Source organism: Pseudomonas sp. 22526 (assembly GCF_052044735.1).
GTDB lineage: Bacteria > Pseudomonadota > Gammaproteobacteria > Pseudomonadales > Pseudomonadaceae > Aquipseudomonas > Aquipseudomonas piscium.
This window is the reverse complement of record NZ_JBQENK010000032.1, coordinates 15,745-37,750: the sequence shown is the minus strand read 5'-3', so window position 1 is coordinate 37,750 and position 22,006 is coordinate 15,745. Positions and strand designations below refer to the sequence as shown.

Below are 22,006 nucleotides of genomic sequence, written 5' to 3'. Positions count from 1 at the left end.
CGACAACCACCCGGCCGACAACTACAGCAAGATCGGCGGCGCGGCGAAAATGCGCCTGCTCGATACGGTGATCAAGGTCGGCGACGTCTTCCCGAAAACCCCGGTGGTGCACTACGGCGACTCGCGCCTGCTGCCGGAGAGCTTTCGCGGGGCCACCTTCGAAAACACCAGCATCGACGGCCTGAGTGTCCAGGGCGGACGCCTGCACAGCATGAGCCAGCCCGACAGCAGTAGCCTGCGCGATGGCTTTGCCACCTTCTATGCCGGCAAGGTCGACTCGCCCTGGGTCGCCTACTTCGGCGGCGATTACAGCCTGAACAAGCACCTCAGCGTCAGCCTCTACAGCAGCCGCCTGAAGGACGCCTGGGACCAGTACTACTTCGGCACCGCGGCCACCTGGCCGATCTCCGACCAGCTCTCACTGTTCGCCGGGTTCAACTATTACAAGGCGGTGGACGAGGGCAAGAAACTGCTCGGCGAGTTCGACAACAACATCTGGAGCGCCAAGGTCGGCGCCACCTATGGTGCCCACACCCTGTCCCTGTCGCACCAGCGCAACAACGGCGACGACGACTTCGATTACCTGCGCCAGTCGGACTCGATCTTCCTCGACAACTCGATCCAGTACAGCGACTTCAACTCGCCGAAGGAACGCTCGTGGATGGTCCGCTATGACCTCGACATGGAGACCTTCGGCATTCCCGGCCTGTCGTTCATGACCCGCTACGGCAAAGGCAGCGACGCCGACTACAGCAACGCCAACGCGGTCTACATGCGCCGCGACGCGGACGGCAATCCGCTGACCGACCAGCGCCGCTGGGAACGTGATATCGAAGCCAAGTACGTGGTGCAGGGCGGCAGCCTCAAGGACCTGTCGCTGCGCATCCGCCAGGCCACCGTGCGCTCCAGCAGCTTCGAGTCCGACCTGGAGGAATTTCGCCTGATCGTCGAATACCCACTGGCCATTCTTTAAGCCTTTGCGCCGGGCGGGTTCGAGCCCCGCCCGACGTTAAAACTTCTTCACAGACGCTTGTCTTTCAGAACTGTAATATCACCCTCACCTTCTCGTCAGGTTGGCCTTCATATACTTGCCCCCATGCCCGAGCCGACAGCGCTTCGCTAGCGGCCAGCACCTGCGGGAGATCATGTCTTGAAGCCTGCCCACCTGACTCCGCCTGGCCAGCCCAGCGCGCTCCCCAGCGATAACGGTAGCGAACGCGCCAGGCATGCCCTGGAACAATTCTGGCTCGGCCAGCAACAGCACAACGACGAAAAGAACCATAACGGCGCGACCAACGCCGACCCTCACAGAACCATAGGGCCCCTGGCGTGCACAGCCTCCCGCTGACGCCGGCCCATCCCGAGCACATTCATCTCTGAAGCGTTTTTTCGAATGCTCCTTTGGAAAGAGATGAATTTTTAGCGTCCCGCATGGGGCGCTTTTTTTTGCCCGGCGTTTACCCCTCCCCCTGTAGCCGCTGCCGAAGGCTGCGATAGGTCCGCAGGACCTCCTGCGAGCTCAAGAGCAGCGCCTGCTTCGCAGTCGATCGCAGACTCGCGGGGCTCGGCAGCGGCTACAGGGAACAACCCCAATAGCCCGGTCACGCAGCGGCGACATCAAAGCCAGATCGCGTCCCAGAGGGGATAGTCGCCGGGACGTTGAACAAGACCCGCTCGCACCGGGTTGAGAATGATGTAGCGGGCGATGGTCTTCAGGTCTTCGTCCTTGCGCAGAGCGCGGTCGTGATAACCCTTTTGCCAAAGGCGGCCCTGACTCCTGAGATGTTGATTGATCTGCAGGCTGCTTCTGGATTTGAAACGGCACATCACCTCTCCCAAGGATCTGTCTCGCAGTTCAAATAGCCAGTGAATATGGTCGGGCATGACAACCCAGGCCAATGAACTCACGTGGTCGGCTTCATGGACTTGCTTGAGCTGATCAACCACCAGACGGCCAACACAAAAGTCGCGAAACAAGGGTCGCCGTTGGTGAGTCACAACGGTTATCGAGTAGATACGGCCAGCTTCCGATACCCGTCCTTTGAGTAGACGGTAGCCATTGGAGTGGATAAGCAATCCTTTGCTCTCTATACAGGTCATCTTCCTCAACCTAGCCGCTCCCGCTTTCGCTTGCGGGAGCACTCTTTCAGCAGATGTTTCCATATCCCTGTAGCCGCTGCCGAAGGCTGCGATGGTCCGCAGGACCTTCAGCGATTTCAGATAAGTCGCGACCCCTTCGGGCTCGATCGCAGCCTGCGGCAGCGGCTTGTGGCAAACCCCACATAAACAAAACCCCGCCTGCGTATGACGCAGGCGGGGTTGGGTGAGGCCTATCGCGGGTCAGTCGTTCAGCAGGTCTTGCAGCTCCTGTTCTTCTTCCTTGCGGTGCGCCCAGTGGTACAGCGCCGGCAGCACCAGCAGGGTCAGGGCGGTGGAGGAGATGATGCCGCCGATGACCACAGTCGCCAGCGGCCGCTGCACTTCGGCGCCGGTGCCGGTGGCCAGGGCCATGGGGATGAACCCCAGAGACGCCACCAGGGCGGTCATCAGCACCGGGCGCAGGCGGGTCAGCGCGCCTTCGTTGACCGCCGCCGCGAGCATCCGCCCCTCTTCGCGCAGGTTGCGGATAAAGGCGATCATCACCAGGCCGTTGAGCACCGCCACCCCCGACAGCGCGATGAAGCCCACCCCCGCCGAGATCGACAGCGGGATGTCGCGCAGCCACAGGGCCATGATCCCGCCGGTCAGGGCGAAGGGAATCCCGGTGAACACCAACAGCCCGTCCTTGAGGTTGTTGAACATCATGAACAACAGGCCGAACACCAGCAGCAGCGCCACCGGCACCACGATCTCCAGGCGCTTGGAGGCTTCCTGCAACTGCTCGAACTGGCCACCCCAGGTGATCCAGTAGCCGGTCGGGATCTTCACCTGGTCGCCGATGGCCCGGGTCGCTTCTTCGACGAAGGAGCCCATGTCGCGACCGCGCACGTTGGCGCTGACGATCACCAGGCGCTTGCCGTTCTCGCGGCTGACCTGCGCCGGGCCGAGCACCAGGTCGACGCTGGCGACTTCCGACAGGGCGATGAAACCCAGTTGCCCGTTGACGCTGCCCGCGGCCGCCGCCACCGGAATCAGCAGGCGCGACAGCCCGTCGATATCGGTGCGCAGGCTGTCAGACATGCGCACCAGCATGTCGAAGCGCCGGTCGCCCTCGTACAGGATGCCCGCCTTGCGCCCGCCCACGGCAATCGCCACGGCGTCCTGCACATCGCCGACGTTGAGGCCGAAACGCGCCGCCTTGTCACGGTCGACATTCACCGTCAGCACCGGCAGGCCGGTGGTCTGCTGCACCTTCACTTCGGCGGCGCCGTCGATCTTCTGCAAGGTCTGCGAGATCTCCTCCGCGGTCTTGTTCAGCACCTCCATGTCATCGCCGAAGACCTTCACCGCGACATCGCTGCGCACCCCGGAAATCAGTTCGTTGAAACGCAGCTGGATCGGTTGCGACAGCTCGTAGACGTTGCCCGGCAGGCTGTTGCTGACCCGTTCGATGTCGGCAATGATCGCCTCGCGCGACTTGCCCGGGTCCGGCCATTGCTCCTTGGGCTTGAGCATCAGGTAGGCATCGGAAATGTTCGGCGGCATCACGTCCGAGGCAATCTCGGCAGTACCGGTACGGGCGAACACCCGCTCGATTTCCGGGATCTGCGCCAGCAGGGTTTTCTCCAGGGTCTTCTGCATTTCCACCGACTGCGTGAGGCTGGCATCGGGCACGCGCATCGCCTGTTGGGCGAAGTCGCCTTCGCTGAGGCTGGGGATGAATTCACTGCCCATGCGGCTGGCCACCAGGCCCGAAACCAGCACACTGAGAAACGCCAGGGCAAAGGCCAGGGAACGATGGCTCATCACCCAGCGCAGCACCGGTTCGTAGCCACGGCGGGCGCCGCGCATGACGAAGTTTTCTTCCTCCTTGACCTTGCCGGTAACGAACAGCGCGATCGCCGCCGGGACGAAAGTCACCGAGAGGATCATCGCTCCCAGCAGAGCGATCACCACGGTGAAAGCCATCGGGTGGAACATCTTCCCGGCCACCCCGGACAGGGCAAAGATCGGCAGGTACACCACCATGATGATCAGCTGCCCGTAGATCAGCGCCCGTCGCGCTTCCTTGGCCGCAGCGAAGACTTCGTGCAAGCGTTCGGAACGGGTGAGCATGCGCCCGTGATGCTGTTGGGCATGGGCCAGGCGGCGGATGGCGTTCTCGACGATCACCACCGCGCCGTCGACGATGATCCCGAAGTCCAGCGCGCCGAGGCTCATCAGGTTGGCGCTGACCTTGTTGGTGAACATGCCGGTGAAGGTGAACAGCATGGCCAGCGGGATCACCATGGCGGTGATCAACGCGGCGCGGATATTGCCCAGGAACAGGAACAGAATGGCGATGACCAGCAGCGCGCCTTCGATAAGGTTTTTCTTCACCGTGGCCACGGCCTTATCCACCAGGTTGGTGCGGTCGTACACGGTGACTGCGGTCACGCCCTTGGGCAGCGAGCGGTTGATCTCGGCGAGTTTTTCCGCCACCACCCGGGACACCGTGCGGCTGTTTTCCCCCACCAGCATGAACACCGTGCCGAGCACCACTTCGCGGCCATTCTCGGTGGCCGCGCCGGTGCGTAGCTCACGGCCGATGTCCACGGTGGCCACGTTGCTGACGCGGATCGGCGTGCCGTCCACGGTGTTGATCACGATGTTGGCGATGTCCTCGATGGACTTCACCTGCCCCGGCGCGCGGATCAGCAACTGCTGGCCGTTGCGCTCGATATAGCCGGCGCCGACGTTGGCGTTGTTGCGGTCCAGGGCGGTCATCAGGTCGCTCAGGGTCAGGTTGTAGGCCGCCAGGCGCTTGGGGTCCGGGGCGATCTGATAGAGCTTGGCGAAACCGCCGATGGTGTTGATCTCGGCCACCCCCGGCACGTTGCGCAGCTGCGGGGCGATGACCCAGTCCTGGATCACCCGCAGGTCGGTCGGGGTATAGGGCGTGCCGTCTTCCTTGCGCGCGCCCGGCTCGGCTTCCACCGTCCAGAAGAAAATCTCGCCGAGGCCGGTGGAGATCGGCCCCATGCTCGCCTCCACGCCTTCGGGCAGCTGTTCGCGGGCCACTTGCAGGCGTTCGTTGACCAGTTGCCGGGCGAAGTACAGGTCGGTGCCTTCCTTGAAGATCACCGTCACCTGGGACAGCCCCGAGCGCGAGGTCGAGCGAGTCTGCTCCAGGCCCGGCAGGCCGGCCATGGCCACTTCCACCGGATAGGTGATGCGCTGCTCGGTTTCCAGCGGCGAGTAGCCGGGCATGCTGGCGTTGACCTGGACCTGCACGTTGGTGATGTCCGGCACCGCGTCGATCGGCAGTTTCTGGTAGCTGCCGATGCCCACGGCGGCCATCAGCAGCACCGCCAGCAGCACGATGATGCGCTGCTCGATGGCGAATTGAATGATGCGTTCAAACATGGGAAGTCACTCTCCTGGGAAGCACTCGCTAATGAGGCAGATCAATGGCCATGCTCGGCCGAGCCTTTGCCCAGTTCGGACTTGAGGATGAAGCTGCCGGAGGTCGCCACCAGGGCCCCGGCCGGCAAGCCTTCGCGGATCTCGACGAAGCCGCCTTCGCTGCCGCCCAGCACCACGGGCGTGGCCTGGAAGCCGTCGGCGACGCGCACGAACACCGAAGGTTTGTCCTCCACGGTCTGGATCGCGTCTTGCGGCACGGTGACACCCGCCTGGTAGGTGTCGGTCGCCACCTGCACCGAGACGAACAGCCCCGGCCGCCAGACATCGTCCGGGTTGGGCACAGTGACCCGCACCGTGGCGGTCCGGGTCTGCTCGCCCAGCAGGCTGCCGACATAGGCCACCGTGCCCTGCACCTGGGTGCCCAGTTCCGTGGATTGCACCCGCACCGGCTTGCCCACCCGGACCTTGTTCAGGTCCTTGGGAAACACGCCGAAGGTGACCCAGACCCGCGACAGGTCGGACAGGGTGAAGGCGGCGCTGGTCTCGCCGACCACCTCACCGACGCTCAGGTGTTTTTCCACCACCACGCCGTCGAACGGCGCGCGCATCTCATAGCGGTTGCCGCCCGCCAGCACCGTGCTGCCGCTCAGGGCATTCATCTTTTGCCGGGCGTTGTTCAGGGCGATTTCGGCTTCCTGCAGGGTCTGGCGCGCCAGCAGGTAATCCTGCTCGGCGGAGATCTGGTCGACCCATAGCTGGCGTTCGCGCTGGAAGGTGGTGCGCGCCAGCTCGACCCGGCGCTCGGCGGCGGCCAGCTCACTGCGCTGGTCGGAGATCTGCTGGCTGGCGATCACCGCCAGCAGCTCGCCCTTCTTCACCGTCTGGCCGAGATTGACCGCCACCGACTCCACCACCCCGGCCGCGCGCGGCACTATGTGCGAGGTGCGGTCCTCGTCGAAGCGGATCTCCCCCGGCAGGGTCAGCAAGCTGCTGAGATTGCGCGGTGCGGCCGCGGCCAGTTGAATGTCGGCGGCCTTGATCTGCTCGGCGCTGAGTTCAACCTTGCCCTCTTCCTCGGCATGTCCCTCAGCTTCCGGCTGAGTTCCCTCAGCTTCCTGATGCGTCTCACCCTCCTGATGCGCCTCGCCGTCCTTGTGCGTGTCCGCCTTGGCCGCGGGTTTCGCCTGCGCGGCCACCGGCGCCCCCTGGAACAGGTCCTGCCACATCAACCCGGCCACGCCGAGCGCGACCGCCACGGCCAATGCCATGGCTGTGCTTCGTTTCTTGTCCATGAATGCTCCTGAAAAAATCGACTCGACGCGTCATCCGGCAACGGCGACGCATCACGAGGTCTGTGGAAAAAAGAAATCGCCGAGCGCCCGATGCAGTTCATGCAGGCACCAATGGGACGAGGTCTCCTCGGCCCGGACCGGCACGCTGCAGTCCACCAGCAGCAGCCCGCCCAGGCACAACAGGACGAACAACAGCGTTTTCACAGCGTGCGATCGGGGCCGGCGAGATCGCCGTAGATGCGCTCGATGCGCACCCAGGCGTCGGTGGACTGGGCCACCGCGGCGATGTACTGGGTGCGGGCGCTGATCAGCGTGCGCTGGGCGTCGAGCACCTCGATAAAGTTGAACTTGCCCATCTCGAAGCCACGGGTGGCGGTGTCCACGGCGTTTTGCGCGGCCGGCAGGATCACCTGGTTGAACGACTGCACTTCGTTGCTGGCGGTGCTCCACTGATCGAGAGCCAGCTTGGTTTCGCTGCGCAGGCGCAGCTCAGCGGCGTTGCGCAAGTCCCGGGCCTGATCGGCACGGCGCGCCGCCGACAGCACGTTGCCCTGGTTGCGGTTGAACAGCGGAATCGGCATCGACACCCCAACCAGGTTGACCCGCTCACGCACACTGGCGTCGTACTGGCTGCCCACGCTGATATCGAGGTCGGGAATGCGCTGGGCCTTTTCCAGCCCCAGGGACGCTTCGCGCTGCACCACCTGCATTTCGGCCAGGCGCAGTTCGGTGGTCTGTTGCAGGCGCGCCAGCAATTGCGCCGAAGGCGGCAGCGCGGGCAACCCGCTGGCTGGCTCCGCAACGGCGCTGAAGTCGGTGGTGGCAGCGCCGGTCACGGTCGCCAGCTGCCGATAGGCGTTAGTCCGATCCATCTCGGCGCGGCTCAGCTCCAGGCGTACCTCCGAGAGCTGGACCTGAGCGCGGGTAGCCTCCACGGGCGAGGCCTTGCCGGCGCTCACCCGCCCCTTGGCCACCGTCAGCCCGCGCTCGGCCAGGGCCAGGGAGCGGCCGGCCAGATCGCTGCGTTCCTGGGCCCGCAAGGCGCCGTAGAAGGCGGCGATCACATCGGCGCGCAGCTGGTTGCGCTGGCGCTCAAGCTCCAGCGCCGCGGCTTCCTGGCCACGGCTGGCGACATCGATGCGCGCCCCGCGCTTGCCGCCCAGCTCCAGGGTCTGGCTGAGCTTGACGGTGGTGGTGCGCGAGCTGCGGCGGGTGTCTTCGGCGTCCCAGGACAACACCGGATTGGGGATCAATCCCGCCTGCTGCCGGCCGCCCTGGGCAATGTCGATTTCCCAGCGCGCGGCCGCCAGTTCGGGGTTGTTGGCGAAGGCGTCCGCCAAGGCATTATCGAGGCTCAGCACCCGGCCCTCGGCCGCCGCGGCGTCCTGCAGCGCGGCACTGGCCAACAACAGGACGCCAGACAATGCCCCGACTATCCAGGCAAGTTTTTTAATGGTGGTTGGCATAACGCTTTCTGGCCCCTTACCGGTACAGAGTGACGGCGGAGGCTCTGCGGCGCGAGGAAGTTGAACCGGCACGACGCATCCACACTCCACCTATAAAACAACTAACAGGTGAGTATTTAGTGCCGGCCAAATGTAGCCTTCGGTACTTATCGACAGGGTGGCGCAAAGATTACAAATCCGTTAGCAAACGCTCTGCCACGGGCTTCTGTATTAACATCCGGGCCATCGACCCGAGAGCAAGTGCAATAAACCAACAACTTGAAATATAGAGAAACAACTTCTCCCCGCACGACACTTCGAAACTTTTAAATCCAGAACCTTTAAATCCAGAACTTTGAAATCCGAAACTTGAATCACCCAGCCCGTTACTTCCAACGAAGTTATTGGGCCTCCCCACTGCATTAAACACCGAGGCTAATTCAGCATGCGCATTCTGGTGATCGAGGATGAACCGAAAACCGCCGACTACTTGCATCAGGGATTGAGCGAAAGCGGCTACGTCGTCGATTGCGCCAACAACGGCGCCGATGGCCTGCACCTGACCCGCCAGCACGCCTACGACCTGGTGATTCTCGACGTCAATCTGCCGGAGCTGGACGGTTGGGGGGTGCTGCAGCGCATTCGCCAGAACAGCAATACGCGGATCATGATGCTCACCGCCCAGGGGCGCCTGGTGGACCGGATCAAGGGCCTGGACCTGGGCGCCGACGATTACCTGGTCAAGCCGTTCGAATTCCCCGAGCTGCTGGCACGGGTGCGCAGCCTGTTGCGGCGCAGCGAGCAGTCACCGACACCCGACGTGTTGCGGGTGGCCGACCTGGAACTGGACCAGGGCCGCCACCGGGCCTTTCGCGGCAAGCAGCGCATCGACCTGACCACCAAGGAGTTCGCCCTGCTGCACCTGCTGATGCGCCAGAGCGGCGTGGTGCTGTCACGCACCCAGATCATCTCGTTCGTGTGGGACATGAACTTCGATTGCGACACCAATGTGGTGGAAGTCTCGATCCGCCGCCTGCGGGCCAAGATCGACGACCCGTTCGAGAGCAAACTTATCCACACCCTGCGCGGCGTCGGTTACGTGCTCGAAGAGCGCGATTGACAGCGCCCGCTTCGCGGTCGATCGCAGCCTCGCGCTGCTCGGCAGCGGCTACAGGGTGTACGGCAGACACCANCGAGCCCCAGCGAGGCTGCGATAGGTCCGCAGGACCTTGGCAATCTCAAGAGAGGCCCAGAATTAGTGCACGTGCTCTTCATGCCCCTGTTCGTGAAATCCGGCCTGTTCGACCTGGACCGTCACGTGGGAGATATCGAAGCGCTCGTGCATCAGCTCGGTGACCTCGGTGAGTATCTGCTGTTCGCTGCGCCGTCCGAGGTCGGCCACCAGGTGCGTGCTCATCACGTTCTTGCCGCTGGTCAGGGCCCACAGGTGCAGGTCGTGAACCTCGGTCACCCCGTCGATGGCGCGGATGCCCTGCTCGACCTGGTCGATATCGATGCCGTCCGGCACGCCTTGCAGCAGCACGTTCATGCTCTCCTTGAGCAGCGTCCAGGTACGCGGCAGCACCCAGAAACCGATGGCCGCGGCCACCAGCGAATCGACCCAGCCCCAGCCGGTGTACATGATCACCAGTGCCGCGACGATCACGCCGATGGAGCCGAGCATGTCGCTCCAGACTTCCAGGTAGGCGCCCTTGACGTTGAGGCTTTCGGCGCTCGCCGAGGCCAGCAGGCGCATGGAAATCAGGTTGACGATCAGCCCCAGCACCGCGATCACCAGCATGCCCGTGGACTGGATTTCCGCCGGCGCGGACAGGCGCTGCCAGGCCTCGAACAGGATGTAGAAGGCAACCACGAACAGCAGGATGGCGTTGAACGCCGCGGCGAGAATCTCGAAGCGCGCATAACCGAAGGTGCGCTTGCGATCGGCCGCGCGCTTGCCGATCTGGATCGCCACCAGGGAGATCGCCAGCGCCAGCGCGTCGGTCATCATATGGGCGGCATCGGACAGCAGCGCCAGGCTGCCGGTGACAAAGGCGCCGATCACCTCGGCGATCATGAAACTGCCGGTCAGCCCCAGGGCCATCCATAACTTGCGTTCGTGTCCGGCCCGAACCTGTCCGTGACTGTGCCCTGCGCCCATGAAAGCCCCCGCTAGTGAAAATCGTCGTGGCTGATGATAGCCGGCCTGGACAGCCTGCCCCGGCAAAATGACGCAATGGTCATACCGCCGCCATCTGACTGTTATGCGTAACGGCTTTCAGCGCCCCAGCCGCGCCATCACCGCGAGCATGCCCGGACGCTGGGCCGCCCATTCCTCGCGGGTGATGCCAAGCAGCATCACGTCGATGCGCTGGCCGTCCTTCTCGACGTTCTGCCGGCGCACGCCCTCGAGGGTGAAACCGAACTTCTGGTGCAGGCGGATCACCGCCTGGTTCAGCGCCAGCACCTCGCAGTTGAGCTTTTCCAGGCCAGCCGCGCCAAAGGCATGGTCGAGCAGCCAGAATTCCAGCTGGCTGCCCAGGCCCTTGCCCTGCAAGCCGCTGTCCAGGTAGAAGGCCCAGTCGGCGCTCTTGTGCAGGGCATTGATCGCGTTCAGCGACACCACGCCACAGGCGGCTCCCTCTTGCAGCACCACGAACACCGACTGCCGTGGATTGCCCGCCAGCGAGGCGAGCCAGGCACGGTGCTCGACCTCGGAAATCTCGTGGGAGGTGTACATGTACTTGCGCACGTCCGGCTGGTTGCGCAGCTCGCGCACACGCGCCTGCACCTGTGCGCTGGTTTCGAGTATCGGCACGACCTGCATGCAGGGCTCCTGGTCTGAAACGGATGCCGCACAGCCTAGGGGCAACGGTGCCCGGCGGCAATTCAAAAGATCCCGGTACCCGATGCGGACTTGCGCCGGCGCAGCACATGCAGGCCCATGCACACCAGGCTGGTGCCGAAGGCTACGATCAATATGCCCTGCGGCGTCTCGCGCTCGCGGCGGCTGTCCAGGCATTCCATGGCGTTGGAGCATTGCGCGATGCACAGCTCCTCGCCATCGAGGCTGCAGCTCAGCACCGCGTCGCGCAGGTGGGTGAAGCTCAGCGTGCGACCCAGGATCTGGTCATGGCCGACGTTCAGATAGGTGATGCCACGAACCACCTTGAGCCGGGTGTATTCGCCGCTGTCCGCGTCCTCTATCAGCATCCCGCCACCGTCGGCATACAGCACCTTGCCGCTGAGGGATTCGACGTTGGCACCGTCCAGCCCATAGTCGACAAAATTGAAGATCCACAGATGAAGCAGGGTCATGAACAGGCCAATGGCAAAGGACAACCACGCCGCCTGCAGCAGCGGGGGCAGCGTGGAGAAATCACGCAGGGAACAAAGGACGGACCGGATCAAGGCAGCTCCCGAAAACTGGCGCGTGGACCGCGCTTTTTTTCGAGAGATTAGCGGGTAAATGGGCCTTGGCTAAGCCTAACTTTCACGGGCATTTACCCGGTAAAAGGCCGGGTTGGCGGCGAAGGCTCTAGCCCGCATGCGCCGGCGCCTGCAGGTATTTCCGCAGGCGAAAAATTTCCCCCGCGGGAGCGCTCGCTTGCTCGCGAAAGCGCCTCAGGACCCCGCACAAACTCCAGGCACCGCACTCCCCGTCAGCTTCGGCATGCGCGCCCCAAAATAGCCGGCACTGATGACCCCGACCGCGCCCATCACCGCGCAATACATCACGCAGATCCATGGGCTCCAGGGCATCAGGCCGATCAGCAGCAAGGGCGTGGTGCTCGCCCACAGCGCGTAGGCGATGTTGTAGGTAAAGGAGATGCCGGACACGCGGATCCGCGCCGGAAACAGCCCGACCATCACCGACGGCACCGCGCCCACCACGCCACAGCCGAGGCCGGCGATGGCGTAGGCCAGGCCGACCCAGTCGCCGCCGCTGATCAGGCAGCCGTAGAGCAGGCCGATGCCCAGCGGCAGCAGCAGGCTGTAGAGCATCACCGTGCGCCAGGCGCCGATGCGGTCGACGATCAGCCCGGCCAACACGCAACCGATATTCAGGAACACGATGCCCAGGCTGCTCAGGGCGAAGGTGTGGCTGGCGCTCATGCCGAAGGTTTTCTGCATCATGGTCGGAGTGATAACCACAAACACCACCACCGCGGAGGTCAGCACGCAGGTGAGAATCGCCGCCGGCAACAGGGCCAGGCGATGCTCGCGCAGCACGGTGCGCAGCGGCAGTTCGACGGCGCTGTCGCGCTGCTCCTGCATGGCCATGAACACCGGGGTTTCGCTGAGCCAGCGGCGCAGCCAGACGCCGATCACGCCGAACACCCCACCGAGCAGGAAGGGGTAACGCCAGGCGTGATCGAGGATTTCCGCCGGGGTGAAGAGTTGCGCCAGCAGGGTCGCGGTCAGCGCACCGATCAGGTAGCCGAAGGTCAGCCCGGCCTGCAGAAAGCCCAGGGCATAACCGCGATGGCCGGCCGGCGCGTGCTCGGCGACGAACACCCAGGCGCTCGGCACCTCACCACCCACCGCCGCGCCTTGCAGCACCCGCAGCGCCAGCAGCAACAGCGGCGCGAAATAGCCGATCTGCGCGTAGGTCGGCATGATGCCGATCAGCAGACACGGCAGGGCCATCATCAGGATGCTCAGGCTGAACACCTTCTTGCGCCCCAGGCGGTCGGCGAAATGCGCCATGAGAATGCCGCCCAGCGGCCGTGCCAGGTAGCCGGTGACGAAGATCCCGAAGCTCTGCAACAGGCGCAGCCACTCGGGCATTTCCGGCGGGAAGAACAGCTGGCTCAGGGTCAGGGCGAAAAATACGAAGATGATGAAATCGTAGATTTCCAGGGCGCCGCCCAGTGCCGCCAGGCCCAGGGTCTTGTAGTCGGACCGGGAAAACGGCGCCGGCCGCGCCTCAGGGGTGAAAGACATAAAGCCACTCGGTGTTGGGCAGAATTCAAGGCGCCCATGGTCTACGCAAACGCCGCGAGGGACAACCGCAACACCCTTCTGGGTCGGTTTTTAGCGCGATCCTGTGCATTGAATCGGCGCCGCGGACGCCAATAATCGGCGACTTTCCCACCCGCAACAGGAAAGCCGCCATGAGCATCCATACCCGCAGCAAACGCCTGACCGTGCCGCAACTGGTGGCCATGAAAGGCCAGCAGAAGATCGTCTCCCTGACCGCCTACACCAGCCACATGGCGCGGCTGATGGACCCCTTCGTCGATTTCGTGCTGATCGGCGACTCCACGGCCATGGTCGGCTACGGCCGCACCTCGACCCTGGACATGAGCCTGGAAGAGATCATCGGCCACACCCGCGCCGTGGTCGCCAGCACCCGGCTGGCCTGCGTGATCGCCGACATGCCGTTCGGCAGTTACCAGGAATCGCCGCAGCAGGCCTACCGCAACTGTGCCGAGGTGCTGGCGCGCACCGGCTGTGACGCCCTAAAGCTCGAAGGTGGGCTGGCCCTGGCGCCGACTGTGGAGTTCCTGGTGCAGCGCGGGATTCCGGTGATGGCCCATATCGGCCTGATGCCCCAGTACCTGAATGTGATGGGCGGCTTCAAGGCCCAGGGCCTGAACGACGCCACCGCCCAGGCCATCGAGGCCGACGCCCGCGCCCATCTCGAAGCCGGGGCGTTCAGCCTGCTGCTGGAAGGGGTGGCGGAAAACCTCGCGCGGCGCATCAGCGATTTTTCGGCGATGCCGACCATCGGCATCGGCGCCTCCCCCGCCTGCGACGGCCAGGTGCTGGTGACCGAGGACCTGCTGGGCCTGGGCGGGCCCCAGGTGCCGCGCTTCGTCAAACAGTACGCCGATGTCGGCGCGCTGATCAGCCAGGCCTGCGAGCAGTTCGCCGCCGAAGTGCGCGACGGCCGTTTCCCCGAGGCGCGACACTGCTACGGCGTCTGATCGATGGCCCGGGCCAGGCGTTGCACGGCGCTGGCGATGTCCTGGCGCCAGTCGAGGGTGAAGCTCAGGCGCAGGTGATGGCACCAGAGGCCTTGCTGGCTGAACATCTGCCCCGGGGCGATGACGATGCCCTGGCCCAGCAGCTGTTCATAGACCTGGGCCATATCCACCGGGCGCGTGGCCTCGGCCCAGAGGGTCGCGCCCCCGGCCGGGGTAACTACCCGCAGCTGCTCCGCGGCGTGTTCGGCCAGCAGCGCCTGCATCTGGCCCATGCGTTCGCGCAACAGGCTGCGCAGTTGAGCCAGGTGCTGATCGACACGGCCGCTGCCCAGCAGCTTGGCCACGGCCTTCTGGCGGATTGGTGACAGGCGGAATGCGCGCTCGAGAAAATGCCGCTGCAAGCGCGCGCCCTGGCCGCGGCACAGCACATAGCTGAAAGGCGCCTCGGAACCGATCAGCTTGTCGAAGGTGGAAAACACCAGCAGCCGCTCGGGATCGGCGTAATCGCGATACCGCGCCGGCTGCGGGGTAAAGCAGAACTCGCCATAGCTGTCATTTTCCAACAGCCAGATGCCGCGCTCCCCCAGCCAGCGGCACAGCTGCTGTTTGTCCGCCGCGGGCATCAGGCTGCCGTGGGGCGTATTCAACGTCGAGGACAGCAGCGCCAGGCGCACCGGCTCGCGTTGCAACACCTCATGCAGCCTCTGTCGATCGAAACGCCCTTCGGCGTCCAGCGGCAGCTCGATCACCCGGATCTTCGCCGCCTGCAATTGCCGCAGGATCGCCCAGGAACAGGGCGACTCCACCAGGGCGACGCTGCCGTTCAGCTCCAGGGCATCCAACGACAACGCCAGCACTGCGCGCAGGTCCGTGCCGAGAAACACCTGCTCGGCCTGCCAGTAATCCGTGGTCGAGCGGGTGTAGCGCTCGGCCAGCGCCGTGCGCAGTTCCGCCTCGCCAAACGGCTGGTACAGCGGCGCCTGGGAGCGCGGGTACTGGCGCACCAGCTCGCGCTCGGCCGTCAACAGCGGATTGTCCAGGGACAGCAACATCGCCGGGGCGTCGCTGCACAGCGCCAGCATTCCGGGCTGGCGGGCGTAGGCATAGACCCGGTCCAGCAGGTGCGTATCCGGCGCCAGCCCTGGTGCCGGCACGGGGCGGCTGAAGTAGCCCTGCTTGGGCCGGGCGTAAATCCGCCCTTCGTCTTCCAGCAGACCGTAGGCGTACTTGGTGGTGGAGACCGAGACCTTGAGGCGCTGGGCCAGGGCGCGCAATGACGGCAGACGCTGCTCGACCGTGCTGGCACCATCCAGCCACTCCACCAGGTAGCGGTAGACAGCCTGGTAGGCGAAAGGCGTTTCGCGGCTCACCGCTTCAGGCGTCCTTGGCCAGGGCGATCGCCGCCTGGATCGCCGCGCGGGCCTGGGGGCTGTTTTTCCAGCAGCTGGAGCCGACCAGGGCCGAGGCCTGAGTGACGATGTCCAGGGCATCGGCCCGGGCCAATCGGGCGAGGGAATCGATGCCCAGTTGTTCGAGGCGGGCAACCACAGTTTCGCCGACACCCTTGACCTTGAGCAGCGCCTGGCGTTCTTCGAGCGGGAATGGCATGTACTTCAATCCTTTGCAGTGGGTACCAATTGCCGCATTCTTGCACAGTTTTCGGCCGCCCCAGCCTGGGGCGGCCGACCTCCTGACAATCATAAAAAGACTTGAGGTATCGACGTGTCCACAGACATTGAAGACAGCCGTTCCGCCCGTTTTGCCCTGCGCTGCTCGAACTGGGCCGAGCGCTGGTTCCCTGATTCCTGGGTGTTCGCCGCGCTGGCGGTGGTCATAGTCGCCCTGGCCACCATGGCCATGGGTGCCAAGCCCACCGACGCCGCCAGGGCCTTCGGCGACGGCTTCTGGAGCCTGATCCCCTTCACCATGCAGATGGCCTTCGTGGTCATCGGCGGTTATGTGGTCGCCAGCTCGCCGCCGGCGGTGAAGCTGATCGACAAACTGGCGCGCATCCCGAAAAACGGCCGCTCCGCCGTGGCCTGGGTGGCGCTGATTTCCATGGTCGCCTCCTTGCTCAATTGGGGCCTGTCCCTGGTGTTCGGCGGCTTGCTGGTGCGGGCCCTGGCCCGGCGTACCGAGCTGCGCATGGACTACCGCGCCGCCGGCGCCGCGGCCTACCTGGGCCTGGGCGCGGTCTGGGCCCTGGGCCTGTCGTCGTCCGCCGCGCAATTGCAGGCCAACCCCGGCAGCCTGCCGCCGTCGATCCTGTCGATCACCGGGGTGATTCCGTTCACCCAGACCATCTTTCTCTGGCAATCCGGCGTGTTGCTGCTGGCCTTGATCGTCGTCTCGCTGGTCATCGCCTACGCCACCGCGCCCGGCCCGAACTCGGCGCGGGACGCCAAGGCCTGCGGCATCGACCCGAGCTTCAGCATGCCCAAGCCACAACCGCGCACCCGTCCCGGCGAGTGGCTGGAATACAGCCCGCTGTTGACCATCCTGCTGGCCTTGCTGGCAGCCGGCTGGCTCTACCACGAGTTCGCCACCAAGCCGGCGATCACCGCGATTTCCGGGCTCAACACCTATAACTTCCTGTTCCTGATGCTCGGTGCGCTGCTGCACTGGCGCCCGCGCAGCTTCCTCGAAGCCGTGGCCCGGGCCGTGCCGACCACCACCGGGGTGCTGATCCAGTTCCCGCTGTATGGCTCCATCGCAGCCTTGCTGACGGTGGTCAAGGGTGTCGACGGCCAGACCCTGGCCCACCACATCTCGACCTTCTTCGTGCAGATCGCCTCCCACGACACCTACGCGCTGCTGATGGGCATCTACTCGGCGGTGCTGGGCTTCTTCATTCCCTCCGGCGGAGGCAAGTGGATCATCGAGGCGCCCTACGTGATGCAGGTAGCCAATGACCTGCAATACCACCTGGGTTGGGCGGTGCAGATCTACAACGCCGCCGAGGCGCTGCCAAACCTGATCAACCCCTTTTATATGCTGCCGCTGCTGGGGGTGCTGGGGCTCAAGGCGCGGGACCTGATCGGTTTCTCATTCGTCCAGTTGCTGGTGCACGCGCCGCTGGTGCTGGTGCTGCTGTGGGCGTTGGGCACCACGCTGAGCTATATGCCGCCTATGGCGCCCTAATCTTTTGCCAGCGACTCGCTCCCCTGTAGGAGCGAGCTTGCTCGCGATCGGCCACCAGGCCGGGGCTTGCCCGCCATACCGTCATCGCGGGCAAGCCTCGCTTCCTACAGGAGCAACAGCCCTACACCCTTTCCAGACTCCCCCTACCACTGTCTAAGCCCCGTCCCAGAGCCTTTTCTGTAGTCTTTCCGCCATATTCGGTTGCTACCCTGCAGCCGAAACACTTTGTTACGAATTGATCGAAAGGCAATCAGAGACCGGCATGAGCGACGAAAACTCGAAAGACCCAGAACACTCCAAGGCCACGGAGCCCCCCACCGACACCAGCCGCCGGCGTTTTCTCGGCGGTGTGGCGGTGCTGGGTGTCGGCGCGACGCTCAGCGCCTGCGGCCACAACGACCAGGCGCCGGGCAAGCCGGTGGAGCGCCCGCTGTCGCCCGCCGAGCTGGACCGGGCGCTGCGCGACAACGTGAAGAACGTGGTGGTGATCTATGCCGAGAACCGCAGCTTCAACAACCTGTTCGCCGATTTCCCGGGGCTGGAAAAACCGCTCTCGGCCCTCAAGCCCGCCGACTATCAGCAACGCGACCGTGACGGCAACCTGTTGCAGACCCTGCCGCCGGTCTGGGGCGGCGTCGCCCAGGTCGGGCCCCAGGCCCTGGATGGCGTGACCTACCCGGTCGGCACCCAGTACCAGGAACGCCTGCCCAATGCGCCCTTCGCCCTCAAGGGCCCCGATGGCCAAGACCTGCCCCTGAGCCTGGTCACCCGCGACCTGTGGCACGTGTTCTACCAGAACCAGATGCAGATCAACGGCGGTAAGAACGATGGTTTCGTGGCCTGGGCCGACTCCGGCGGCCTGCCCATGGGTTATTACGCCCAGAGCCGCTATGAACTGCGCCTGTGGGATGTGGCCCGGGAATTCGTGCTGTGCGACAACTTCTTCCAGGGCACCTTCGGTGGCTCGTTTCTCAACCACCAGTACCTGATCAGCGCCGCCGTGCCGTTTTATCCGGATGCGGCCAATTCGGTGGCCAAGCCGCAGATTGCCACCCTGCAGAGCGACGACCCGCTCGACAGCCGCCTCAAGCCGCTGGAGCAATCCCCGGCCAGCGCCATGGGCGGCCCGCCGCAATTCGGCCCGAGCCTGCTGACCCCGGACGGCTACGCGGTCAATACCATGGCCCCGCCCTACTGGCCGACCTGGATCCGCGACCCGCAGCGCCCGGCCTATGCCAAGGCCGACCTGCCCAATGTGCTGGTGCCGCAACGCCATGACACCATCGGCGACAAGCTCTCGCGCAAGGACATCGACTGGGCCTGGTACGCCGGCGCCTGGCAGGTCACGCTGGACGCCTACAAGGATTCGGCGGGGATTCCGAAGATCCCCAACTTCCAGTACCACCACCAGCCGTTCAACTACTTCGCGCAGTTCGGTCCCGAGCAGCCGAACGAACGCAACCACCACCTGCGCGATGGCGGCCTGGGCGATGAGGCCGGCAGCAACCGCTTCCTCGCCGATGCCGAGGCCGGCAAGTTGCCGCCGGTGGCGTTCTACAAGCCCCAGGGCAACCTCAACATGCATGCCGGTTATGCCGATGTGGCCGCGGGCGACCGGCATATCGTGCGCGCCCTGAAGGTACTGCGCGAAAGCCCGCAGTGGCAGAACATGGTGGTGATCGTCACGGTCGATGAAAACGGCGGCTGGTGGGACCACGTCGCCCCGCCCAAAGGCGACCGCTGGGGTCCGGGGACGCGCATCCCGGCGCTGGTGGTATCGCCGTTCGCCCGCAAGGGCACGGTGGACCATAGTGTGTACGACACCGCGTCGATCCTGCGGCTGATCACCCGGGTGTTCCAGCTGGAACCGCTCGACGGCCTCAAGCAACGGGACGCGGCGATGATCGCCCGGGGGCAGGCGCCCATGGGCGACCTGAGCAATGCCCTGCACTTCCCGACCTGAACCGGCGGCAGCGGCCGCCCCGGGCGGCCGTTTGCGGGCGTAAAAAAAAGATTTATTCCACCCTTTTCCTTGTCACCCGCTACTGTTTCAGGGTGGAACTTACCTCGCCCAGACGAGGCCAACGCTGACAAGGAGCCAAGCATGAAACTCGCAGGATTGTCCCTCCCCCTCGCCGCCCTGACCCTGGGCGGCCTGACCCTAAGTAGCCTGACCCTGAGCACCGCAGCCCAGGCCAACGTCGATCTGAAGCTGGGCAACACCCAGCGCGTCACCCAACTCTTCTCCTACCCCAACAACTGCAACGTGATCTGCTTCCGCAACTGGACGCTGGAACAGACCGTCGAGCATTACCTGACCCAAAGCGTGAAGCGCGATGGCTACAGCACCGCCAAGGTCAGTGTGAAAACCGATAAAAACGAGCTGTACGCCAAGATCAGTGGTGTTCCCAAGGGTTATGGCAAGCCGCTGACCGCCCTGCTGGATGCCGGCGACCTGGCCTACAAGGGCGCCAGCAAACTCAACAGCGACGGCAAATGGACCTACAGTTGGTACCTGTTCCTGCCCCTGGGCATGGCCCTGGAAAACCGCAAGAGCGTCGAGCTGCTGCACTTCCCGCCGGACTACTCGCTGACTCAAGCCCAGGACTACCTGAAATCGGCCACCACCGACCGCTGGGCCACCCTGCTCACCACCAATGGCATTCCAACCGAGCAGACACCGGGCTACCAGACCATCATCGACATTGCGCCAATCGCCGCCCCGTCTACTGCCGGCAAGGACCTGGAAGGCGTCTACGGCTACTTCCAGGACTACCAGACCACCATGGTCAAGCAGGTCAGCCAGAACGCCAGCGGCGCGGCCCTGCCGATGGTGGCCTTCGGCGCGCCGGTGCGTAACTGGATCAAGCAGCAGTACGGCGCCACCGTGAGCGTGCTGGGCCTGGCGCAGATCAGCCCGAGCGCGGGCCTGAAGGTGCCGGTGCTGGGCTCCAACCACCCGAGTTACATCTGGTACGCGGCGGATCCGGAGAACTACGACGGCGACGAGGCCAAGGCCGACGCGGCCGGCTTGAAGATAATGGGGCAGGATCTGAGCGCCGCCTGCTGGCAGGCCGGGATGGGCAGCAAGCCGGGCAGCGATCCGGCGGCTCAGCTCAAAAGCTGCACGCAGAACTGGCAGGTGACCAACAAAGAGCAGACCTGCACTCTGTTCTACACCTCGATCCGCAAGCTGACGCCGGAGCAGGCCCAGGCCAAGTGCACCAGCGAGCCGGTACAGACCCAGCTGAAACAGTTGAAGGCGCCGGCGCCGTCGATGAGTACCGAGGCACCGCCGCATATCTGAGGTGCCTGTAGCCGCTGCCGTAGGCTGCGATAAGGCTCGAAGAGCCTTCCTGCCGCCTCAAAGGCAACGCCCCCTTCGGGCTCGATCGCAGCCTGCGGCAGCGGCTACATACCCATCGCGAGCAAGCTCGCTCGCGATGGGTTTTCAGCGCCTCAGGGCGCCCCGACCGGACGCAGGCGGTACTGCGGCGGCAACTGCTCGAAGCCACTGATGGTAGCGTTCAGGCTCTTCCAGCGGCCGTCCTTGATGCCATAGATGCAACCGTGGATCGACAGGCTTTGCCCGCGATGCCAGGCGTTTTGCACAATGCTGGTGTGGCCGACGTTGGCCACTTGCTGGATCACGTTCAGCTCGCAGAGGCGGTCGACCCGTTCTTCCTCGGTGGCCAGTTGCGCCAGCACTTCGCGATGCTCGTAGTACAGGTCGCGAATCGAACGCAGCCAGCCATCGATCAGGCCCAGCTGGCGATCCTGCATCGAGGCACGCACGCCGCCACAGCCATAGTGACCGGTAACCAGGATGTGTTTGACCTTGAGCACGTCCACCGCGTACTGGATCACCGACAGGCAATTGAGGTCGGTGTGCAGCACCACGTTGGCCACGTTGCGGTGTACGAACAGATCCCCGGGCAGCATGCCGACGATCTCGTTGGCCGGTACGCGGGCGTCCGAGCAGCCGATCCACAGGTATTCCGGCGTCTGCTGGCGGGCCAGCTTGGAGAAGAAGTCAGGATCTTCCTGCTTGATCGCTTCGGCCCAACGCTCGTTGTTATCAATCAGGTCTTGTAGTTCGTTCATGCTGTGAAGCCTCAGGATTGATGCGTTGCTTTGACAGACGACCGTCTATCGGGGTCACGCGCGTCTGTGCAGATACCGCTTATCCAGCCCGTGGAATCTTGAAGGGTTCTCAGGGTCCACCCTTTAAGCCCGAAAGTATGAGCAACCGTCATGACTGAATCACGACGTCCTTATGGTGCGCCTCAGCCCGAGCCCATCGACGATAACGAAGACCGCATGGGTTCCATGGAAGAGCTGGATTTCGATGAAGAAGAACCCGGCGCCAGGGTCGGCGACCCTGCTTCCAGCCCTGTGGAGCATCCTACTCCCCACAGGCACATCCATGGCTCCAGCCTGACCGGCAACGCCGACGAGGAGCCCAACGACGATGAGCTGACCCCGGAAAACCTGATCCGCGAAGACGGCGCTCGTTCCGCCCATGAAGCCGGTGAAGACCGGCCGGCCGACTGGGACCTGAGCATTGTCGACGAAGACGATATCGGCGGCGGCAACGGCCTGGACGAGGCCGAACTGGCCCAGCGCGACCCGCTGGACGGCAAACCCTGATATCCGTCGTTTGACTGCTGTAGGAGCGAGGCTTGCCCGC

19 protein-coding genes are annotated in these 22,006 nt (G+C 64.4%); 7 read left to right on the top strand and 12 right to left on the bottom strand.

Going from position 1 to position 22,006, the window contains the following annotated elements; genetic code table 11:
* The coding region (locus tag ACTJKT_RS30065; RefSeq protein ID WP_440790143.1) for an OprD family porin at window positions 1-973 on the top strand (973 nt) is incomplete at its 5' end.
* Between the two features lie 644 nt (window positions 974-1,617).
* On the opposite strand, the gene ACTJKT_RS30060 is transcribed toward ACTJKT_RS30065, so the two are convergent.
* The 5 genes from ACTJKT_RS30060 to ACTJKT_RS30040 form a co-directional block, all read right to left on the bottom strand.
* Entirely contained in the window at window positions 1,618-2,076 is a 459-nt protein-coding gene (locus tag ACTJKT_RS30060; protein WP_440790145.1) for an REP-associated tyrosine transposase, read from the bottom strand.
* A gap of 264 nt (window positions 2,077-2,340) precedes the next feature.
* Window positions 2,341-5,505 carry an efflux RND transporter permease subunit gene (locus ACTJKT_RS30055; RefSeq protein WP_440790141.1) on the bottom strand — a complete coding sequence of 1,055 codons (3,165 nt, stop codon included), beginning with the start codon at window positions 5,503-5,505 and terminating at the stop codon, window positions 2,341-2,343.
* 41 nt (window positions 5,506-5,546) lie between these two features.
* The gene (locus tag ACTJKT_RS30050; protein WP_440790140.1) at window positions 5,547-6,797 is read right to left on the bottom strand and encodes an efflux RND transporter periplasmic adaptor subunit; all 1,251 of its coding nucleotides are present in this window, start codon (window positions 6,795-6,797) and stop codon (window positions 5,547-5,549) included.
* 51 nt (window positions 6,798-6,848) lie between these two features.
* Window positions 6,849-7,001, bottom strand: coding sequence for a hypothetical protein (locus ACTJKT_RS30045; protein WP_155772906.1), 153 nt, complete (start codon window positions 6,999-7,001; stop codon window positions 6,849-6,851).
* The gene (locus ACTJKT_RS30040; protein WP_440790137.1) at window positions 6,998-8,263 is read right to left on the bottom strand and encodes a TolC family protein; all 1,266 of its coding nucleotides are present in this window, start codon (window positions 8,261-8,263) and stop codon (window positions 6,998-7,000) included. The genes ACTJKT_RS30045 and ACTJKT_RS30040 overlap by 4 nt, the downstream gene beginning before the upstream one ends.
* A 424-nt stretch (window positions 8,264-8,687) precedes the next feature.
* Between ACTJKT_RS30040 and ACTJKT_RS30035 the strand changes: the two genes are divergently transcribed.
* Complete coding sequence (locus tag ACTJKT_RS30035; RefSeq protein ID WP_007930804.1) at window positions 8,688-9,362, top strand: heavy metal response regulator transcription factor; 675 nt, start codon at window positions 8,688-8,690, stop codon at window positions 9,360-9,362.
* A 135-nt stretch (window positions 9,363-9,497) separates the two neighbouring features.
* Here ACTJKT_RS30035 and ACTJKT_RS30030 read toward each other — a convergent pair whose 3' ends face one another.
* The 4 genes from ACTJKT_RS30030 to ACTJKT_RS30015 form a co-directional block, all read right to left on the bottom strand.
* A complete protein-coding gene (locus ACTJKT_RS30030) occupies window positions 9,498-10,403 on the bottom strand; it encodes a cation diffusion facilitator family transporter (protein WP_440790135.1) in 906 nt (301 codons plus the stop codon).
* 117 nt (window positions 10,404-10,520) lie between these two features.
* Window positions 10,521-11,069: a UDP-4-amino-4,6-dideoxy-N-acetyl-beta-L-altrosamine N-acetyltransferase gene (gene pseH, locus ACTJKT_RS30025; protein ID WP_440790133.1), complete on the bottom strand. Its 549-nt coding sequence runs from the start codon at window positions 11,067-11,069 to the stop codon at window positions 10,521-10,523.
* Window positions 11,070-11,131: 62 nt separating this feature from the next.
* Complete coding sequence (locus ACTJKT_RS30020; RefSeq protein WP_440790131.1) at window positions 11,132-11,653, bottom strand: hypothetical protein; 522 nt, start codon at window positions 11,651-11,653, stop codon at window positions 11,132-11,134.
* Window positions 11,654-11,866: 213 nt separating this feature from the next.
* On the bottom strand, window positions 11,867-13,189 hold the full coding sequence (locus ACTJKT_RS30015) for an MFS transporter (protein ID WP_440790129.1): 1,323 nt from the start codon (window positions 13,187-13,189) through the stop codon (window positions 11,867-11,869).
* Window positions 13,190-13,359: 170 nt separating this feature from the next.
* Here ACTJKT_RS30015 and panB point away from each other — a divergent pair, with 170 nt between their 5' ends.
* Window positions 13,360-14,175 (top strand): 3-methyl-2-oxobutanoate hydroxymethyltransferase, encoded by an 816-nt coding sequence (gene panB / locus ACTJKT_RS30010; protein ID WP_440790128.1) that lies wholly within the window; start codon window positions 13,360-13,362, stop codon window positions 14,173-14,175.
* Here panB and ACTJKT_RS30005 read toward each other — a convergent pair.
* Both ACTJKT_RS30005 and ACTJKT_RS30000 read right to left on the bottom strand, forming a co-directional pair.
* Complete coding sequence (locus ACTJKT_RS30005; RefSeq protein WP_440790126.1) at window positions 14,163-15,545, bottom strand: PLP-dependent aminotransferase family protein; 1,383 nt, start codon at window positions 15,543-15,545, stop codon at window positions 14,163-14,165. The two genes, panB and ACTJKT_RS30005, sit on opposite strands and share 13 nt — an antisense overlap.
* A gap of 4 nt (window positions 15,546-15,549) precedes the next feature.
* Window positions 15,550-15,783 (bottom strand): Pathogenicity locus, encoded by a 234-nt coding sequence (locus ACTJKT_RS30000; protein WP_102677973.1) that lies wholly within the window; start codon window positions 15,781-15,783, stop codon window positions 15,550-15,552.
* A 114-nt stretch (window positions 15,784-15,897) separates the two neighbouring features.
* On the opposite strand from ACTJKT_RS30000, the gene ACTJKT_RS29995 reads away from it, so the two are divergent.
* The 3 genes from ACTJKT_RS29995 to ACTJKT_RS29985 all read left to right on the top strand — a co-directional run bounded on the left by ACTJKT_RS29995 (window position 15,898) and on the right by ACTJKT_RS29985 (window position 20,623).
* Window positions 15,898-17,316, top strand: coding sequence for a short-chain fatty acid transporter (locus ACTJKT_RS29995; RefSeq protein WP_440790124.1), 1,419 nt, complete (start codon window positions 15,898-15,900; stop codon window positions 17,314-17,316).
* 262 nt (window positions 17,317-17,578) lie between these two features.
* Window positions 17,579-19,279 carry an acid phosphatase gene (locus tag ACTJKT_RS29990; RefSeq protein ID WP_440790122.1) on the top strand — a complete coding sequence of 567 codons (1,701 nt, stop codon included), beginning with the start codon at window positions 17,579-17,581 and terminating at the stop codon, window positions 19,277-19,279.
* Between the two features lie 141 nt (window positions 19,280-19,420).
* Window positions 19,421-20,623 carry a hypothetical protein gene (locus ACTJKT_RS29985; protein WP_440790120.1) on the top strand — a complete coding sequence of 401 codons (1,203 nt, stop codon included), beginning with the start codon at window positions 19,421-19,423 and terminating at the stop codon, window positions 20,621-20,623.
* A gap of 152 nt (window positions 20,624-20,775) precedes the next feature.
* Here ACTJKT_RS29985 and can read toward each other — a convergent pair whose 3' ends face one another.
* Window positions 20,776-21,420: a carbonate dehydratase gene (can, locus tag ACTJKT_RS29980; protein ID WP_440790118.1), complete on the bottom strand. Its 645-nt coding sequence runs from the start codon at window positions 21,418-21,420 to the stop codon at window positions 20,776-20,778.
* A 150-nt stretch (window positions 21,421-21,570) separates the two neighbouring features.
* Between can and ACTJKT_RS29975 the strand changes: the two genes are divergently transcribed.
* Window positions 21,571-21,966: a serine kinase/phosphatase gene (locus tag ACTJKT_RS29975; protein WP_440790116.1), complete on the top strand. Its 396-nt coding sequence runs from the start codon at window positions 21,571-21,573 to the stop codon at window positions 21,964-21,966.
* Window positions 21,967-22,006 lie beyond the last annotated feature (40 nt).

Excerpts from the sequence above, each read along its gene's own strand:
- pseH (WP_440790133.1), bottom strand. The coding sequence starts at position 11,069 with ATGCAGGTCGTGCCGATACTCGAAACCAGCGCACAGGTGCAGGCGCGT.
- ACTJKT_RS29985 (WP_440790120.1), top strand. The coding sequence starts at position 19,421 with ATGAAACTCGCAGGATTGTCCCTCCCCCTCGCCGCCCTGACCCTGGGC.
- ACTJKT_RS30040 (WP_440790137.1), bottom strand. The coding sequence starts at position 8,263 with ATGCCAACCACCATTAAAAAACTTGCCTGGATAGTCGGGGCATTGTCT.
- ACTJKT_RS30030 (WP_440790135.1), bottom strand. The coding sequence starts at position 10,403 with ATGGGCGCAGGGCACAGTCACGGACAGGTTCGGGCCGGACACGAACGC.
- ACTJKT_RS30055 (WP_440790141.1), bottom strand. The coding sequence starts at position 5,505 with ATGTTTGAACGCATCATTCAATTCGCCATCGAGCAGCGCATCATCGTG.
- ACTJKT_RS29975 (WP_440790116.1), top strand. The coding sequence starts at position 21,571 with ATGACTGAATCACGACGTCCTTATGGTGCGCCTCAGCCCGAGCCCATC.
- panB (WP_440790128.1), top strand. The coding sequence starts at position 13,360 with ATGAGCATCCATACCCGCAGCAAACGCCTGACCGTGCCGCAACTGGTG.
- ACTJKT_RS29990 (WP_440790122.1), top strand. The coding sequence starts at position 17,579 with ATGAGCGACGAAAACTCGAAAGACCCAGAACACTCCAAGGCCACGGAG.
- ACTJKT_RS30015 (WP_440790129.1), bottom strand. The coding sequence starts at position 13,189 with ATGTCTTTCACCCCTGAGGCGCGGCCGGCGCCGTTTTCCCGGTCCGAC.
- ACTJKT_RS30050 (WP_440790140.1), bottom strand. The coding sequence starts at position 6,797 with ATGGACAAGAAACGAAGCACAGCCATGGCATTGGCCGTGGCGGTCGCG.
- can (WP_440790118.1), bottom strand. The coding sequence starts at position 21,420 with ATGAACGAACTACAAGACCTGATTGATAACAACGAGCGTTGGGCCGAA.
- ACTJKT_RS30000 (WP_102677973.1), bottom strand. The coding sequence starts at position 15,783 with ATGCCATTCCCGCTCGAAGAACGCCAGGCGCTGCTCAAGGTCAAGGGT.
- ACTJKT_RS30035 (WP_007930804.1), top strand. The coding sequence starts at position 8,688 with ATGCGCATTCTGGTGATCGAGGATGAACCGAAAACCGCCGACTACTTG.